At 54.0% G+C, this 18577-nt stretch carries 13 protein-coding genes; 9 read left to right on the top strand and 4 right to left on the bottom strand.

Annotation, left to right across the window (positions count from 1 at the left end):
* Positions 1-220 precede the first annotated feature (220 nt).
* The 3 genes from TREPR_RS13015 to TREPR_RS18825 are packed head-to-tail and all read right to left on the bottom strand — an operon-like array spanning position 221 to position 6968.
* A complete protein-coding gene (locus TREPR_RS13015) occupies positions 221-2491 on the bottom strand; it encodes a hypothetical protein (protein WP_015708787.1) in 2271 nt (756 codons plus the stop codon).
* Between the two features lie 11 nt (positions 2492-2502).
* A complete protein-coding gene (locus tag TREPR_RS13010) occupies positions 2503-4995 on the bottom strand; it encodes a cadherin-like beta sandwich domain-containing protein (RefSeq protein ID WP_081468669.1) in 2493 nt (830 codons plus the stop codon).
* 8 nt (positions 4996-5003) lie between these two features.
* Positions 5004-6968 carry a cadherin-like beta sandwich domain-containing protein gene (locus TREPR_RS18825; protein ID WP_245534835.1) on the bottom strand — a complete coding sequence of 655 codons (1965 nt, stop codon included), beginning with the start codon at positions 6966-6968 and terminating at the stop codon, positions 5004-5006.
* Positions 6969-7359: 391 nt separating this feature from the next.
* Here TREPR_RS18825 and TREPR_RS13000 point away from each other — a divergent pair, with 391 nt between their 5' ends.
* On the top strand, positions 7360-8349 hold the full coding sequence (locus TREPR_RS13000) for a GntR family transcriptional regulator (RefSeq protein WP_015708784.1): 990 nt from the start codon (positions 7360-7362) through the stop codon (positions 8347-8349).
* Between the two features lie 3 nt (positions 8350-8352).
* Here the strand turns inward: TREPR_RS13000 and TREPR_RS12995 are convergent, their stop codons facing one another.
* Positions 8353-9798, bottom strand: coding sequence for a M20 family metallopeptidase (locus tag TREPR_RS12995; RefSeq protein WP_015708783.1), 1446 nt, complete (start codon positions 9796-9798; stop codon positions 8353-8355).
* 277 nt (positions 9799-10075) lie between these two features.
* On the opposite strand from TREPR_RS12995, the gene glmS reads away from it, so the two are divergent.
* Genes glmS through citX form a run of 8 tightly spaced genes read left to right on the top strand, consistent with a single transcriptional unit; the run spans position 10076 to position 18527 of the window.
* Positions 10076-10492 (top strand): methylaspartate mutase subunit S, encoded by a 417-nt coding sequence (gene glmS / locus TREPR_RS12990; protein ID WP_015708782.1) that lies wholly within the window; start codon positions 10076-10078, stop codon positions 10490-10492.
* A gap of 5 nt (positions 10493-10497) precedes the next feature.
* Entirely contained in the window at positions 10498-11892 is a 1395-nt protein-coding gene (glmL, locus tag TREPR_RS12985; RefSeq protein ID WP_015708781.1) for a methylaspartate mutase accessory protein GlmL, read from the top strand.
* The gene (locus TREPR_RS12980; protein ID WP_015708780.1) at positions 11876-13324 is read left to right on the top strand and encodes a methylaspartate mutase subunit E; all 1449 of its coding nucleotides are present in this window, start codon (positions 11876-11878) and stop codon (positions 13322-13324) included. Before glmL ends, TREPR_RS12980 begins: the two co-directional genes overlap by 17 nt.
* Before the next feature lie 9 nt (positions 13325-13333).
* A complete protein-coding gene (locus tag TREPR_RS12975) occupies positions 13334-14584 on the top strand; it encodes a methylaspartate ammonia-lyase (protein ID WP_015708779.1) in 1251 nt (416 codons plus the stop codon).
* 58 nt (positions 14585-14642) lie between these two features.
* Positions 14643-15578, top strand: coding sequence for an alanine-tRNA synthetase second additional domain-containing protein (locus TREPR_RS12970; protein WP_015708778.1), 936 nt, complete (start codon positions 14643-14645; stop codon positions 15576-15578).
* A 54-nt stretch (positions 15579-15632) separates the two neighbouring features.
* A complete protein-coding gene (locus TREPR_RS12965; RefSeq protein ID WP_015708777.1) occupies positions 15633-16472 on the top strand; it encodes a fumarate hydratase in 840 nt (279 codons plus the stop codon).
* Positions 16472-17044 carry a Fe-S-containing hydro-lyase gene (locus TREPR_RS12960; protein ID WP_015708776.1) on the top strand — a complete coding sequence of 191 codons (573 nt, stop codon included), beginning with the start codon at positions 16472-16474 and terminating at the stop codon, positions 17042-17044. Before TREPR_RS12965 ends, TREPR_RS12960 begins: the two co-directional genes overlap by 1 nt.
* A gap of 37 nt (positions 17045-17081) precedes the next feature.
* Positions 17082-18527 carry a citrate lyase holo-[acyl-carrier protein] synthase gene (gene citX / locus TREPR_RS12955; RefSeq protein WP_015708775.1) on the top strand — a complete coding sequence of 482 codons (1446 nt, stop codon included), beginning with the start codon at positions 17082-17084 and terminating at the stop codon, positions 18525-18527.
* Positions 18528-18577: the final 50 nt, after the last annotated feature.

The following is an 18577-nucleotide window of genomic DNA, read 5'->3' as shown; positions in this document are numbered from 1 at the left end:
ATACTGCTTATTCGTAGAAGCGGTTGTTTTGACGGTTACTTACCATTGGCAAAAGGTGACAGTCACCTTTTCGGACCTTTTCGGACTCCGTTTTTTCCGTTTCCCCAAAAAGGTGACAGTCACCTTTTTCCTTTTTCAAAAAAAGCCGCATCCGTCGATTGGCGGATGCGGCTAAGTCTAAGCTTTCATTGCCCGGCTATGGTGCGCCGGGCGGCACAGGTTAGGGAGTGATATCGGAGACTGTCACCGTAACGGTCCCGGAATCACTGGTCAGGCTAAAACTATCATCGTCGATAGGAGCAAATTCAGTGTTTTCATTACCATTATCGTTAAGATAAGTATACACATAGCCGTTAGTACTCCCAGTCACTGTTCCGGGAGTGGGATCGTCCTCATAACCACCATCGTCTAGTACCAACAGCGTAAAGGTTTTGTCTCCTATAAGGACCACTGTATTGCTGTCGCTAAGCTCGGTGGTTACCACCGTGGTATCAACCGCGGCGGTGATTTCTACGCCGCTTATTGAACCCACATTGATTACCGTGGCCGTGTTGGCGTTGGAGATAGCCTCGAGATTGGTATCAACAAGGGTAAGTTCAGTTATGGCACTGTCGTATTCGATAGCCACCGTAGCGGTGGTATCGCCTGCGTCAAGCTCTAACGTGTAATAATCCGTTTTGGTAACAATTGCGTCTGTGTAACCAACCGGGGTTATCGACACGCCATCAATAGTAATCGCAGCAGTACTATAACCATCCACGGTAACCGTACCAGTGGCAAGCTTGTCGGTCACCACCGTGGTGGGTTGCGTGGCGGTGATTGTTATGCCGGCATTAGTGCCTACGTCAATTACCAAGCCGGATTTCTCGTTGGAGATAGCGCTTGGAGCATTAGTGCCGAGAACAAGCTTGTCTACAGCTTCATCTAAGACCGACACCGTGGCATCAGCAGATCCCCCATCAAGTAGGGTGACCACCTTTCCGTCGGTATCATCGTCCTCTGCGGATATCGTTACGTCGTTAGTATCGTACGGTAATACCGAAACTCCATAAAAATTATACGTGGGGCTTGAAGTACTGTCAAGTATAACCGTCTTGCCAGTCAAAGCGTCTCCGGTGACTTCGAAAGATTTACTTGCATTGCCGGTAAGTGTTAACACGTCTGCAATGGCAGGTAGATATTTGTCATCAACAGCGAACGTTATGTCGTAAGTTATGTCAACTTTGGTGAGCTTTAAAATTTTACCGTACTCGTCAAAAACTATCTGATCGTCGGGCTCTACCCCGGTCAGGCCTAGGAATACCGCCAAGGGTTTATAGGCGGGATCAGTATCGGGATTATGGTCAATAAATCCGCCATCATCATCGCCGATCTTAACAAAACCTCCTTCCAGATAAATGTTGTTCAATCCAGGGTCGCCGATGCCATCAACAACGGTGAAAGTTTCGTTTTGGAGCGGGTTGGGCTCCACCGTGAGTTTTACCCGCGTAGCACTTTCAAACTTGCCGGGTGCTTGTGCTGTAACCCAATAGTCACCCGCCGTAATATTATTCGAAACAGCGGTCAAGGTAAGTTTGTTTGAGGACTCAATTGTTGGGACTACAGTATCCGTTATATCATCACCGTCGTCTTCCGCATCGTATACTTTCCAGGTGGCACCAGTTAACTCGGTATCATTTTTCAATTCGAAAGTAATGCTTGGCTGTACTACTTCAGTCTTTGAAAGACTGGTGGCTACAAATGCCGGATTACTGGTGGTTCCGGAGTATATTTCACCATTGCCAAAGATAAAATGCGCTACAGTGGTTAGGCCGGGGTAGATGAATACCACTTCAGTAGTGCCCGTAATTCCCCCATCCTTTTTTATCACTATGCTCAGGTCGTAAATACCCGCAGGAACCGAGTCGGTGCCTGACTGAACTGATGATAGATTATATGTATATATTGGGTTCCCACTCAGATCGCTAAGCGTTAATTCGCTGCCATCATCAAAATCTACGTCATCCGCGTTGGTGACTTCATAATCGAAGGTCCCCGCCCCCGCCCCTGTGATGGGCTTAAGGATGATATTCTTCGTTACAAGTTCGCCCGCCACAACGGTCACCTCCACAGCGGTTTCGGCGACCTGGGTCGATCCGTTATAAGCCTTGGCGGTAATTGTCCATGTGCCGGGAATAAGCGAAATCGGTGGAAAACTACTGTCCGATTTTGCTACCGAAGCCGGGATTGCGCCATAGAATGCTGGTCCTGAAATGGGTGCAAAACTTAATTCATAATTGGTAAACCCAGTCGGATTCGGATATAGGTTCCTCGCCCCGGTTTCGCCGATGGTGATGGTAACCAGGCCCAGGCCCTGCCCGACGGTGTTGTCGGCCGGGGAGTTCAGGGGATTGGCGCATCCTGTAAGGGCGAGTAGTCCTGCCAAAAGAACTATGCCTGCTGCGCAAGTTATCGGGCTTAAGGCCCGTTGTTTATTGCCAAATAGTTTCATGCTATTCCTCCTTATTCAACTACCGTGAAAGGTAGTTCCTTTGCATAGGGTATGCCATCTTTGACACCCTTGAAGGTAACAAAATGGTTTCGGGTCTCATAAGCCGTCGCATCCAGAGTGATACTGTTAGTGACTGCAATGTTACTCACGTTGTCCACTCGCCAACTAAAGCTTTCATAGTCGCCGGAGACACTTAAGTCAATTGTAGATAGATAACCGGAACCGGACTGGGAGATTATAATGGGGCTAGAGGATCCCTCGTAACTAATCTCGATGTCGCCATTAAAGCTAAGGGAGCTAATTTCCCCGGGGTTGGAAACGGTGAGTGCCAGACGCCCGACGCTTTCCAAACCGCCTTCTTCGGTGGCGCTAACATAGTAAGTTACCGAATCTGTGACAGACGCCTCATCGATAAGGAACAACGTAGAGTCGAGGTTTACCGCAGTTACACCCGGTTTTTCCGTGTTTCCGGTAGGCGCATCATACACCTTCCAGGTGGTTTTAGTGTATACAGGGTTATTGGTCAGGAAGAAGGAAACATATCCCAAATCGGGGGCATTTGCGACGCTGGTTATGTCGGCTGTCGGGGTTGGGCTCATCAGTTGCCTGGTTACCGTGATGGTGTAAGGCTTAAGCCTTCCAGCCTCCGTGATAACCTCTACCTTAATGATATTGGTTCCCGGCGACAGCGAAATTGATTCGCCCGATGAGTATGAGTAAGAGCTGCCATTGTTCGTGATATAAAGGCGTAGTGCATTACTATCATCCGCTGTGGCGTTTACGAAGATATGATAGGATGTAAGCGTATACGAAACTTCATAATCTGTGATACCGGCGCTGAATCCCGGGTTGAGGGTCAGGAGGCCGTCTACATCGCCTACTACTTCGAGGTCACTCAGATCCGCATTGCTTCTAAGCTGCTGCCCATCAAGCGCGATGGTGTAATTACTATTAGCAGTTCCGCTAACCGTAATTGAGTAAAGTGTTCCTGCGCTTAGGATATAACGACCAAGATTTGTTGCAGGGCTAGGGGCTATCCCGGTCAAAGTTGCAGCGTCCCCGTCTATAACAGGAATAACACCCAGGGAATAGGAACCACTGCCAGCCGGCTTGAAGATGAACGTACTCTGCCCACTACTGCCTATCGTCAGCTTCGGTGTCCCGTCCTCTGTGATAACCTTGGGTTTAAAGTTCAAACCTGTTGTTACAGGGCCAGTAATTTTGGCTGTCCTGTATTCAGTTGTGGAAACAATACCCGAACTCAGCAAAAGGACAATTGATACTTCAGTGCTTGAAAGATCCTCTTTGGAGGCAATGGCGAGTTCCCAGTTGCCGTTCCTAGCGGAAGGGAGATAAGCATAATTAAGGATAACGCCTGACCGTTGGATATACACCAACACAGTACTGGGAAGAGTAATGTCGGCGTCCGCAATTTCGGACAAGTCGATGGCGCCTCTAAGGGTATATTTATGGATATCCGGGACAGTTATTGACCCAGCATCTATGATATCGGCACCGAAATTGTATGCATCAAAGCCAGATGGATCTTCCGTAGAAATGGAAGATCCATCGGTAAATTGCAGAGAGAGCCGTGGATAGAGGAGAGTCGATGAAACATAGGGCTTGATCCGGGCAGTCCAGTTGCCTGTTTTTGGATCAATAGACGCCCGTGCGCTGGAGATAAACGGGAAGGTGAGATCTGCGTACAATTCTATATTTCCGCCAACAATATCATCTCGACCGCCTAATTCTACCGTTCCATTAATAGTGACAAAGGGGCCAAAATCCTCAGGGCTAAAGCTGATGGGTAGCGCCGCAGTATCCTTTCCGGCGTAGATATGTACCACTTCAGACCGGGAAGCCATGCCATAGTTGTTCGCCACCTGTATTAACAGCCGGTAAAATCCCGGGGCAAGGGGGATGGTTCCGCTGGGCTCATTAAGCAAGTTCTTGGAAGCGCTGTTTATGCCGGAGAGCGGGCTAAGCGAGAGTGTAGCGCCGGGGATGGGATAATCCTGCACACCCTGCTTATCAAACTGCACCGAATAGGTAAATGAGCCCCTATCACCGGGACTGGTAAAGGGACTAATGGGACTGAGTTGTATGGTTACCCCTGTTGATTGCCCATTAAATACAGGTACCGATGATGTAGACCCAAAAGCGGATTGCACTTTACCTACATACGCTAAGACATAGATGTCCCAAGTACCGGGGCTCAGGTTCTTGGTGACCGTTGTTCCGGTATAGGTTTCCTTGAAGTCAGGGTTGCTGCGATCGGAAAAATATACATCATAACTCGTAAAGGACTTATTATCGGGACTCAGGGTCCGTTCAGTCCCGTTTGCTATTTTGATCTCCACGCCGCTAACGCCGGAGGGCTTGGCGCCCCCGGGGGAGGAACTGAGGGGATTTGCGCAAGCCCCAAATCCCAGGATAGCCGCAAGGAAAAGACCGGCAAGGGCAATCGTGTTGCCGCTTATTGTACCAAAGTGTTTTTTCATCATAACCTTCCTTATTTCCCTACTTTGAAGGAAACTTCACTACCGTAGTAGATTTCGTCTTTATAGAACTGAAGCAGTACCGTGTGGGTACCAACGCCAACAGATGCAGCAGTAATATTGACAGAATAAGTACCATTAAAATTATCAAACCCTTGACCAATACTGGTTCCATCCACATACCATTCAAAATTACTAATACCCGAAATATCCGCAGTAACGGTGATATAACCACCGCCAGCAATAGAGAGATTATTTCCGATATCCGTGGCCAGATCGATCACCTCATCGGGCTGGGTGATAGTCACACTAAGCTGGCCCTGCTGCCGGAACTCAATGTAGTACCGTTCGGGAGCGCCTAGGCTTTCCGGGGTGACCGTTGCGGTAACCGTAAAGGGATACGGTGTGGAGGCATTCAGGGTAACTACCCCATTGGTGATGGCAAGGCCATTACTGACAGAAAGCACTACTGTTGCCTCCGCATTCGTTTTCACCGCGTTTACCGTAACGTTGGGGGTTAAGTAGGGAATTTCAACAGAATAAAAGTTACCAGTGCTGGTGAACTTTGGGGTCAGAGTACCTGCGCTCACCGTTATGCTGCTCAGGGTATTGATGGTACTCGCAGGCAGCCGTGTTACGACGATCGTATAGGTCTTAGTGCCAGTACCTTTGGCGGAGTTTACGGTGAAGGTTTTAGTACCACCCTCCGACACTTCTGAGGCAAAGGGATGCGCTGTGTCAAGAGTATCTCCGCTCAAGGTAACGCCCGTTTTCTCTTCCTCTGTCTGGGCAGCAAGGGTAATTGTATCTATCCTATACGCGGCATTAACCGCATAGGGGCCTCCTATATCGGGGTCAAAGCCCGGCACGGGAACGCCATTGACAGACAAGGTGGCTAATTTTGCGTTGTTCAGATCCTCCGGCCTACGGGTCACCACGATTTTGTAGGTTTGTGCGATCGCCGGATCTTCAGCATGGACAGTCACCTGGATGGTATTGGCCCCCACATTAAGAGAAACCGGATTCGTTGGTAAAGTCGGCGCGGCAGCCAAGGGGTCCTGCTTTGAGGCGCTAACCGTAAGGGAAGTAATCCCGTTGGCAACCGATGCGGTGTATTCTAGGGTATCGGGGGCAAAAGGAGGGCTCAATGCCCAGGGGCTAATGGAAAGGCTGCTGAGCTTGGCATTATCACTGGGCAAAGCCCGGGTCACTATAAGGGTATATTCCTTAATGGCACCGGATACGGATTTGCCCTTTACGGTAATGGTCTTTTCCACCCCCGCAACCAAGGCAACCGGGCTGTCAGGGTCGATGGAATAATCCAGGGTGGAACCTTCTGCATTGCCGGTGGCTGCCACGGTGATTGTTTCATTGCCGGCATAGGGTACCGTAATTGTATAGCTACTGCCTGTGGGGCTAAAGCCCGGCACCTGAACACCATTGATTGTTATGGAACTCAGGTTGGCGCTGGCATGAAGCCTGGTAACCTTGATGGTATAATCTTTGGTATCTCCGGATGCTGCCTTGCCTGTCACGGTAATGGTCTTTTCCTCCCCCGGAACAAGCTCAACCGGATTAGGTGTGGGAAGAATCACTTCGCCTGCTGTATTCACCAGTGTCGCAGCCAGGGTGACCGATTCTGTGGCATAGGGTACTGTAAACGTATACTCGGTATCGCCTGTGGGGCTAAAGCCCGGAACTGTCACCCCATTGTAGGTCAGGGTACGCAGGGTAGCGTCTGTTTGGGTTGCCGTCAGGCGGGTAGCTCTGATGATATATTGTTTAGTATTTCCACTTTCGGCGCTTACCGTTATGGTGATGGTTTTGACCTGCCCCGGCTCCAGTTCGACCGGGTTAGGCGAGGATGGGATCACGATTGCCTTTATATCAGCCGGTACGGCATCAACATATATTGAAGAAACCGAGTTGGGAACAAAAACCGTATAGCTGACGGTATTGGTGTTAAAAGACGGATCCAGGTCTACCTGGATTGGTGTTTCGCCTAATTCGGACCGGGGGGGGGGGGGGGGCGGATGTAGCTTACCCCAAGGCTTGCAAGATCTGCATTGAAACTTGTGCTGATGCCGGGGTTGTTACTGTCCGTACAACCGGCTAAGCCAAGCACTAATAATCCAGCCATGAGTATGGCTGGCCAAATGATTCGTTTTTTCATATGGTCTCCTTTTACGCTTGTAAAATTATGGGATTATTGTAAGTTATTTTTGATAATATTGCTAGTAAAATATCCGTAAAAAGGGCTGGAATGAGGTTTTTTATAATAGTTTAGCCCTTGACGGTTTTGGATAAATAGCGCAACTTAATATATATCAATTGTACCTTGCGAGTTATATCTAAGAAACGGGGGCGCTTATGGTTCAGATATCTGTCAGCGATTCAGTGGATGTACCTATCTACCAGCAGATTGTGGATCAGATTACCCGTGCAATTGTATCCGGAAGCATAGCCCCGGGGTACCAACTGCCCACGGTCCGCGGTTTGGCAGTCGAGACCGGGATATCCCAGGGCACTATCAAACACGCCTATGACATGATGGAACAGTTGGGGCTCATCAAAAAAGCGCGGGGCAGCGGTACCTTTGTCAATATACCCAGGGAAACCAAGGGTGAGGGGTCCAAGGTTCAGGCTATGCAGGCCATTGACACCTTTCTGGACCGTATGCAGGAGCTTTCCTTCTCACCCCATGATGTGCGGATATACCTGGACTTAAAGCTTCGGGAACGGGAGGAACAGGTCACTTCTGTAACCGTGGCTGCGGTGGACTGCTGCCCGGAAACCCTCAGCGCCATGTCCGCACAGCTCATGCGGCTGCCCCATACGGAGCTTACCAGATTCCTTCTGGAGGATGTGCTCAGAGGGCCAAACCGTTTCGAGCCTGCGGCGGATCTAGTGGTAACTACCCCTACCCATTTTGGGGAATTGTCTCAAAAGATGTCCCCCGGCGCCCAGCCGGCCCGGCTTGTTATGGCCATTGCCACGGGTACTGCCTTGGATCTTGCGGCTATTCCCGGGGATGCCAGGCTGGGCATTGCCTGCGCCAGCCGCCGTTTTGCCCAGCTCATCCTCACCGCCTGTGGGCAGTATTGCAAGTTAAACAATCCCATCGCAATTGCCTATTTTAAAGAGGGAGAAAGTCTTTCTGAACTGGTTAAAAACTGTGACCGCCTGATCATCCCCCCGGACTATACCCGTTTCGTCTCCCCGGAGGAGGATTTGATCCTGCGATCCTGTATGCAGAGCCATAAGCCTATTCAATACGGCTATCATGGGGACCGGGGTTCCCTCCTCTATCTGGAGGATGAGGTCAACCGCCTCTACCGGGCAAATCAGGGTAAACTGTAGGCTTTACAATTTGCTTATGGCCTGGGGTTTTACGCCTTTGGGAATGGCGCTATGGTAGCTTTCCCCTTCAAGGCGTTCTGTTAACTCGTCCTTGGCCTTTTCGGCTATCTCCGGGTGTTCAAACAGGTCCACGCAGGAAGCGGCAATCACCTTGGCAGCCAGGAGCATACCCTTGTGGCCCAGGGAAGTCCTGCCTTGGGAAACAAGCTGCCAGGAATGTTCCGGGGTGCCCAGGACATAGCAGGCCGTTGCCACCTGGGCGGTGGGCACATTCCAACTCACGTCCCCCACATCGGAGGAGGCGGGGATCAGGATCGGCTGGTCTTCCATGGAAAAGGGCAGGACTATGCCGCAGAGGTTTTTATCACCCAAAAGCTCGATGTACTCTTTCTGTACCTTAGGCCGGCTCAGGAGGGCTTTTATTTCTGCGCCCCGGGGCTTGGTACAGGTCCCGGCTATGCGTTTGGCAAATTCCTGTTCCTCCGTCGTATACTCAGGCAGGGTTTGGGTCAAAAAATTATCGTACATGACCTGGGAAAGGACCTTATTGGGCACCACATTGGCGGAGGCTTTGATAAACTCAATCTCCACTTCGGTTTCGGTCATCAGGGCGGCTCCCTGGGCTATCTTGTTGATTCGCCGGTAGATTTCCTCCACCTGGGGGGTTTTGGGCGCCCGGATCAGGTACAGTACGTCCGCGCTGGATTGGACTACGTTGGGGGAAAACCCGCCGGTATTGGTGACTGCGTAGTGGATCCGGGCTTCCTGGATCACGTGTTCCCGCAGGTAGTTTACCCCCACGTTCATCAGTTCTACTGCGTCCAGGGCGCTGCGGCCCAGGTGGGGGGCGGCGGCGGCGTGGGACGCTTTTCCCTTAAATTTATAGAAGATCTGGTAATTTGCCAGGAGAGTCACGTCCATGACGCCGTTTAGGGCATTCGGGTGCCAGGCAAAGGCGGCGTCCAGGCCATTAAAAGCCCCTTCCCGGGCCATGAAGGCCTTGCCGGAGCCGCCTTCTTCCCCGGGACAGCCGTAGACTTTGATGGTTCCGGGGATTTTGTTGGCCTCAAGGTACTCTTTGACCGCCAGGGCGGCGCCCAGGGAGGCGGCGCCGAAGAGGTTGTGGCCGCAGCCGTGGCCGTTACCCCCGGGGATCAGGGCTTCCGGGGCGGCGGTATGGGCTTTCTGGCTGAGCCCTGACAGGGCGTCAAATTCGGCAAGGATCCCTATCACCGGCTTTCCGGCGCCCCAAATGCCGCAGAAAGCGGTGTCTATTCCGCCGATTTTTTCTTCAACCCCGAAGCCGTGCTCCGAAAGGGTGGCCTTTAAAAGGGCCGCGGACTGAAATTCCTCAAAGGCAGTTTCTGCATAGTCCCATATTTTGTCGGAAAGGCCGCTTAGCAGGCCCTGGATCCCGTCCAGATATTCGGGTATTTGTGATTTCGTCATTGCGCTGTTCTCTCCTGGTTGTTTGAATGGCTTATACTGTAATAATACAACAATTCATTTGGCAATACCTTTTGTTCTGAGGAATTGTTCAATAATTATGAAGCTATTGGTATATATCATCTAATAATGGAACCGGGATCGGAAATTTCTAAATATACCCATAAATTTCTGAGAATTTTTATTGACAATTGCATAGGTCGGTGACTATACTATAACTATAAGCGTTTGATATATATCAATGAGTCCTATTGAGCTATAGTTTTAAAGAGGATAAGCAATGGAGAAGAAAAAATTGATCCTAGGCGTCATAGGCGCCGATGTCCATGCGGTGGGAAACAAGATCCTGTACCATGCCTTTACCCTTGCGGGTTTCGAGGTTACCAACCTGGGGGTCATGGTCTCCCAGGAGGAGTACATTGAGGCTGCCCTGGAAACGGCGGCGGATGTTATCCTGGTGTCTTCCCTTTACGGCCATGGGGAGCTTGACTGTCGGGGCTTTCGGGATAAGTGCGACGAGGCCGGGCTGAAGGGTATACTCCTCTATGTGGGGGGGAATATCGTGGTTGGTAAGCAGGACTTCGCTGATGTGGAAAGGCGGTTCAAAGACATGGGCTTTGACCGGGTCTTTGGGCCTGGAACCTCCCCGGAAACGGCGATAAGCGCCCTGCGGGAAGATCTCCATATAGAGGGCTGAGGGCCATGGAAGCGGTTTTGCTGATCGATTTCGGAAGTACCAATACCAAGGTGACTGGGGTGGATCTTGCGGGGGAACGGCTCCTGGGAACCGCTGCGGCTTATACCACGGTGGAGTCCGATGTCGGCCAGGGCCTGGCGGAAGCCTTGGAAAAACTGCAAAAAGAGACGGGCCCCATCACCTGGGTTAAGCGCTACGCTTGTAGCAGCGCCGCCGGGGGGCTGCGTATGGTCACCAGCGGCCTGGTCCCGGCCCTGACCGCCGAAGCGTCCCGGCTTGCCTCATTGGGGGCGGGGGCCAAGGTGATTCGGGTCTTTTCCTACGAAATGACCGATGAGGATGCCGCTGAAATTGCCGCCCTGAAACCGGACATTTTCCTGCTAAGCGGGGGCGTGGACGGGGGCAACAAGGACTGCATACTCCACAACGCCAAGATTCTGGCTTCCGTGGATGTCCCCTTTCCGGTGATAGTTGCAGGGAACCGGGCGGTGGCAGGGGAATGTGAAAAGATACTGGCCGCCACAGGCAGGGAGACGATCCGCTGCCCCAATGTGATGCCCCAGCTGAACAAACTTAACATTGAACCTGTCCAGGATGAGATACGGCGGCTTTTTCTGAAACGGATCATCCAGGCTAAGGGGCTTTCCCGGGAACAGGAACTTATTTCCGGCATCCTGATGCCCACACCTTCGGCGGTTAAGAAGGCTATGGAACTCCTGGCCTGGGGCACGGAGAAGCAGCGGGGTATCGGGGAACTGGTAGCCGTGGACCTGGGGGGCGCCACCACGGATGTGTATTCCGTGGCCAAGGGAAGCCCCCAGTCCGGGGATGTGGTGATGAAGGGGCTGCCTGAACCGGAGTCCAAGCGTACCGTGGAAGGGGACCTGGGTATGCGCTATAGTTCCGGGGGGGTGCTGGAAGCCCTGGGTGCCGACGAACTGGCCGGACTTTCCGGGCTGAGTCCTGAAAAAGTGAGCGCCGGGGTGGAATACCTGGGAGCCCACCCGGACTTCATTCCCGCCGACGCCGACGGGGCGGCCCTGGACTTTGGCCTGGCTGCGGGGGCGGTGGACACTGCGGTGAGCCGCCATGCAGGGACTATCGAAGAGGTCTACACCCCCATGGGCCAGGTCTTTGTGCAGACCGGCAAGGACCTTACCGGGGTCAGGCGGCTTGTCCTGACCGGGGGCGCGGTCATTCACAACCAGCGGGCAGGGGAGATTGCCTCCCATGCCCTGTACAATAAGGCAAAACCCGCATCCCTGAGACCCAGGGCGGCGGATATTTATATCGACAAATCGTATATTCTGGCAGCCATGGGGCTATTGGCGGAAGCCTGGCCGGATACGGCTCTCTCAATCATGAGAAAGGAGATTCAGGAATATGGAACTGGAAAATAAACGGATAACGGATGACGAATTTTACAAGATTCGCCAGGAGGTGCTCCAGCAGTGGCCCACAGGCAAGGATGTAAATCTGGAAGAGAGCTTTGCTTACCACAAGAGCCTCCCGGAGCACAAGATCTTTTCAAAGAAACTGCTCAAGGCCAAGCAAAGCGGGACCACCTTGATCCAGCCCAGGGCTGGGGTTGCCCTTATCGGGGAACATATCAAGCTCCTCACCTACCTGCAGGATCAGGGGGAAGCGGACCTTTTGCCCACCACCATTGACAGCTATACCCGGCAGAACCGCTTTCAGAAAGCCGAGGAGGGGATCGAGGAATCGATCAAGCAGGGCAAGTCCATGCTCAACGGTTTCCCTGCGGTGAACCACGGGGTTTCCGGGTGCCGGCAGATTATCGACGCCCTGGACACCCCGGTGCAGGTGCGCCACGGTACTCCCGACGCCCGGCTGCTTACGGAAATTGCCTATGCCGGGGGCTTTACCAGCTATGAAGGGGGGGGCATTTCCTACAATATCCCCTATGCCAAAAATGCGGACCTGGAAAAAACCATCCTGGACTGGCAGTATGCGGACCGGCTTACGGGCATTTACGAAGAGGCGGGGATCCCCATTAACCGGGAACCCTTTGGTCCCCTGACCGGTACTCTGGTGCCTCCCTGCATTTCCCATGGGGTTGCCATTATCGAAAGCCTCCTTGCGGCGGAGCAGGGGGTGAAGAACATTACTGTGGGCTACGGCCAGTGCGGCAATCTGCTGCAGGACGTGGCGGCACTTCAGGTGCTGCAAAGCCTGACCGATGAATACCTGCGGGCCTACGGCTATGGGGACGTGGTGGTAACCACGGTGCTCCACCAGTGGATGGGGGGCTTCCCCCAGGACGAGGCCAAGGCCTTTGCGGTGATTTCCTGGGGCAGCACCGTAGCAGCCCTGGCCCACGCCACCAAGGTGATAGTGAAAACCCCCCACGAGGCCATCGGCATACCTACCATGGAAGCCAATGCCCAGGGGCTGCGCTGCACCAAGCAGATCATCACCATGCTGGGGGAACAGACCGTGGACACCAATTCCCTAATGGACGAAAAGGTGATCATCGCCGGGGAGACCCGGTGCATCGTGGACAAGGTGTTCCAACTGGGTGACGGGGACATAGCCAAGGGGGCGGTGCGGGCCTTCCAGGCGGGGGTACTGGACGTACCCTTTGCACCGAGCCGCTACAATGCCGGCAAGGTGCTTCCCGCCCGGGACAACGACGGGGCCATTCGGCTCTTTGATCCCGGTGCCCTGCCCCTGACCCCGGAAATCCTGGAGTTTCACAAGCAAAAAATGGCTTCCCGTGCCAAGTATGAAAAACGGGACGCTTCCTTCCAGATGGTCATCGATGATGTATACGCCATCAGCAAGGGAAGGTTAGTGGGAAGACCCAACTAGGAGTATATGATGAAGATTGTAAAAGCAGTATGTTCAGCGGGAAGGACCGGATTTTTCTTTGATGATCAGCGGGCCATTAAAAAGGGCGCCAAGGCAGACGGCGCCAGCTATTCCGGGGACCCGGTAACCCCGGGGTTCAAGGCCATACGCCAGGCTGGGGAAGCCATCTCGGTGATCCTGGTCCTGGAAGACGGTCAGGTGGCTTACGGGGACTGCGCCGCAGTGCAGTACTCCGGCGCCGGCGGGCGGGACCCCCTGTTCCTTGCCAGGGACTTTATCCCGGTGATCGAAAAGCACATCATCCCCTGGCTGGTGGGCAAAAATGCGGACAACTTCACGTCCCTTGCCAAGGAACTTGAGCTTATGACCGTGGACAGCAAGCGGCTCCATACGGCTATCCGCTACGGTGTTTCCCAGGCCCTGCTCGATGCGGCGGCCAAGGCGGGCAAAAAACTCATGTGCCAGGTGGTAGCTTCCGAATACGGCCTCAAGGTCATTCCTGAAGGGATCCCCATCTTTACCCAGAGCGGGGACGCCCGGTACGACAATGTGGACAAGATGATCATCAAGGGCGCCCAGGTGCTGCCCCACGGGCTCATCAACAATGTAAAAACTAAGCTGGGCGAAAAGGGGGAGCTGCTCCTGGAATATGTGGGCTGGCTCCGGGACCGGATCAGTTCGCTCCGCTCAGACAAAACCTACGCCCCGGTTCTGCACCTGGACGTATACGGCACCATAGGCCAGGTCTTTGGCAACAACAACTACCAGGCCATGGCGGATTACCTGGAGCGCCTAAGCGACGCGGCCCGGCCCTTTAAGCTCCGTATCGAAGGCCCCATGGATGTGGAGGACCGGGAAAAGCAGATGTTGGCCCTGGCCGGCCTGACCAAGGTAGTGGATGACCGGAAGATCCCCGTAGAAATAGTAGCCGACGAATGGTGCAATACCCTGGAAGACATCCGTTACTTCGCGGATAACAAAGCGGGCCACATGGTACAGATCAAAACCCCGGACCTTGGGGGCATTGGCAACATTGTTGAAGCGGTGCTGTACTGTAAGGAAAAGGGCATAGGCGCCTACCAGGGCGGAACCTGCAACGAAACTGACCGCTCAGCCCAGGTGTGCGTGCATCTGGCCATGGCCACCAGGCCGGTACAAATACTGGCGAAGCCCGGTATGGGGGTGGATGAGGGGTACATGATAGTCTACAACGAGATGCAGCGTATCATTGGGCTGATCAATGCGGGGTATCCCTTCTAAACAGCGTTTGTGTATAATGCATCTGCATTATACACAAACTTCCCTAAAGGATGTGACCATGCCCTTTCAGGAACGGCTGCAAAAAAGCCATTTGTATACAGTTTTTTTCGCCCCCCGGGGCTTTGAACGGATGGCTGATCTGGGGATGCAGATTGCCCAGGATTACCTCAGCCCCTTTGATAAGCTCATCGGCCTGGTGGGAACCGCCGGCTCCGGCAAGAGCATGGTGATCAAGGGAATGTTTCCCGGGCTGGAACTGGTGAACGACGACGACGGGGTGAACATCAGGCCCCTGCCATTGCTGGATGTGGCGGAGGATGCCACGGGGTTTTACAGCCCCCACACCTACCACCTGGACATTCACTTTGAAGCGGCCTTTACCCAGAAGCATGTGCTTGCCAAGGCTATCCTGGACGCGGTTGATCTGGGCAAGCGGGTGGTGGTGGAGCACTTCGATCTGATCTACCCCTTCCTGAACCGCAACGCCCATCTCCTCATCGGCATGGGGGAGGAGGTGATCATCACCAGGCCCACCCTTTTTGGGCCCGAACCCCAGGATATTGCGGACATCGTTTTTAAGTCCCAGCCCTTCCGCAAGATGACCCACAGTGCGGAGGATCTCTGCGAATATGTGATGCGCAAACACGGTATGACAGAAACCTTCCTTCACTCGGATGTCCGCCACGGCTTTATCTTCAGTTTTCTTGAAAAGCCGGAACTCAAGTTAAGCCTGGACGAGATTGAAAAGGAAGTGAACGAAATGATTGCCCGGGATATCCCCATCTCCTTTCTGGATGATATGCACATCAGGATAGGTGAGGAAAGCTGGGTCTGCCACGGCCCCCGTATGCATGTGCGCAGTACCGCTGAGATCAAGAATTTTACTCTGAACAAGGAATTTCTTGTGGACCCCGTGAGCGGCCGTTTCCTCCTGGTGGGGGTGGTAGGCGAAAAGGGAGCCCAGCGCATCGGGGACTTGAACAAAATTGGATAAGGGAATTTCTAAAAACTTCAGTTTTTAGAAATTTACCGCTTAAGAGAGGACGAGATGAGAATTATTGAGGCTCAAGAGATTAGGGATATTGTGAAGCGCCTCTGTATTGAAGCGAACCGCAATCTTGGTGAGGATGTGCGGAGTTGTATCCGAGAATTCCGGGGCCGGGAAACCTGGCCTGTGGCACAGGATGTGCTGGACAAAATTATCACTAACTTTGAACTTGCCGCGGACAATCAGGTTCCCATTTGCCAGGACACCGGGGTAGCCTGCGTGTTTCTGGAAATAGGCTTTGACGTTCATATAGAAGGGGACCTCCCCGCTGCGGTTGACGAGGGGGTGCGCCGGGCTTACCATGAGGGCTACCTCCGCAAATCCTTGGTGAAGGACCCCCTGAACCGGGTGAACACCGGGGACAACACCCCGGCCATGCTCTACCTGGAACTGGTTCCCGGCGACGATGTTACTATTACTGTGGCCCCCAAGGGGTTCGGCAGCGAGAACATGAGCCAGATAAAGATGCTCAAGCCTTCGGACGGAGTCGAAGGGGTGATGGACTTTGTGATTTCCGTGGTGGAGGCCGCCGGGCCGAACCCCTGTCCCCCCATTGTGGTGGGGGTCGGCATAGGGGGCACCTTTGACAAAGCGGCGCTCCTGGCGAAGAAGTCCCTGCTCCGCCCCCTGGGGACAGTTAACAGTGACCCCTACTATGCGGAGCTTGAGGGAAAACTGCTGGAACGGATCAATGCCCTGGGCATCGGGCCCCAGGGTTTCGGGGGGCGCACCACGGCCCTTGCTGTGGCGATTGAAACCATGCCCACCCATATTGCGGGGCTGCCCTGCGCGGTGAATATCAACTGCCATGTGGCCCGCCACGTTCGGGAGGTTCTCTAATGGAACACAGAATCGAATTGCCCCTGACCAGGGAAAAGGCTGCCCCCTTGGCGCCGGGGGATACGGTATACTTCAGCGGCGCCTTATACACCGCCAGGGACGCGGCTCACAAGCGGCTGGTGGATTTGCTGGATCAGGGAAAGCCCCTTCCGTTCCCCATGGAAGACTCAGTTATCTATTATGTGGGCCCCACCCCGGCGGCCCCGGGAGATGTCATAGGCTCTGCGGGCCCCACTACCAGTTACCGCATGGACGCCTATGCCCCCCGGCTGCTGGACCTGGGCCTGCGGGGCATGATTGGCAAGGGCAAGCGCTCTGCAGAAGTGGTGGCCGCCATGGAAAAGGCCGGGGCGGTCTATTTTGGCGCCATAGGCGGCGCAGGGGCATTGCTCGCCCAGTGTATTAAAGCTGCGGAAGTCATCGCCTTTGACGACCTGGGGCCTGAAGCTATACGCCGTCTCAGGGTGAAGGATTTTCCCGTGGTGGTCATCATCGACAGTAAAGGTAACAACCTCTACCAGTTGGGGCGGGAAGCGTATCTGAAGACCCTCAAGGTTCCTGACCTCGTGTAAGGCCCCTGTGTCAAGTGCCGGGATGGGGAGGTAAAACATGTCCGATAGTAATACTGCGCGGTATTTTGCGGGCTGCCTGGCGGTGGCCCTGGAAGAGATGCTCGCCTTTCGGGAAACCCGGGCCCTGCGGCAGAAAGAGCTTTTGTCCCAATACGGCGGAGCCTTGGCCTGTCTTTCCCTCAATATACCTGGCGAATACAAGGCCTTCCCCCTGGCTCTCCGCAGCTTTCATGAAGAAATCAGGTCTTTTACCTTTGCCTTGAGGGCGGATCGAATAGTAATACTCCATGAAGAAACAACGGAAGAGGCTGCGGGATATACGGCTTATATCAGCGCCGCCGCCCCGGCGGAAACTATCAAGGCCATAGGCTGCCGCATAGAGGAGCAGCACACCCTGGGTCGTCTCTTTGACATAGACGTATTCAGCCCCAGTGGGGGAAAACTTTCCCGTTCCGATACCGGCGCTGCCCCCCGGCCCTGTCTGGTATGCGGCGGTGACGGTTTCATCTGTGCCCGCAGCCGCGCCCACGGTCTGCCGGAACTTGTTACGGCGGTCATCAGAATCATGGAAACCCATAGCCGGGAAATACTCAAGGGTACTGTTTCTGCGGCAGCCCTGAAAGCCCTGATGGATGAAGTCGCCGTTACCCCCAAGCCAGGCCTGGTTGACCGGGCCAATAACGGCGCTCACCGGGACATGGATATTTTTACTTTCATTGATTCTGTCTCAGCGATACTGCCCTATTTCAGGGAATGCGCCCTGGCGGGTTTTGAAAGTGCCTGGCGGGAAGAAACACCCCGCTCGCTCTTTGAATCCCTGCGCTCTCGTGGAAAAATCGCAGAGATACTGATGCAGGACGCTTCCGGGGGCGCCAATACCCACCGGGGCGCCATCTTCTCCCTGGGCATACTCAGCGCCGCTTTCGGCAGACTCTATCGGTATGACGAACACCCCGGTACGGAACAGCTTCTTGAACTATGCGGCGCCATGACTGAGGGCCTGGTGGAAGACTTTGCCCGCTCCGCCTCCACAGGCCCGGACATCGGACCTGCACCGGGCCTGACCAGCGGTATAGCCAGCGTCCCGGCATCCCACGGGGAAACCATCTTCGCTCAACTGGGCCTCCGGGGCATACGCGGCGAGGTTTCCCAGGGCTTCCCCACGGTGCGCATCTATGGGCTGCCCCAATTACAGCGGGCCCTTTCTGAGGGCCTGAGCATTAATGATGCGGGTATTACCGCCTTCCTCTGTCTCCTGGCCCATACCGAGGACACTAATATTGTTCATCGTTCCGACCTTCCCACCCTGCATCGCATCCAGGAGGAGGCCGCCCGTTTCCTGGACACCAAGCCCGGACCAGAGGCGCTGCGGGAAAAGGCGGCGAAGCTGGATGCGGAATTCATCACCCGCAATATCAGCCCCGGAGGTTGCGCGGACCTGCTTGCGGTGAGTTTTTTTCTGCATTGGCTGCAAAGCGCTTAGCTAGGTTCGAGTCCTTTCCCTGCTAAAGAATTTACGGAGTGTTTTTACCT

This window comes from Treponema primitia ZAS-2 (assembly GCF_000214375.1).
Classification (GTDB): domain Bacteria; phylum Spirochaetota; class Spirochaetia; order Treponematales; family Breznakiellaceae; genus Termitinema; species Termitinema primitia.
This window is presented reverse-complemented; position numbering and strand designations above follow the sequence as displayed.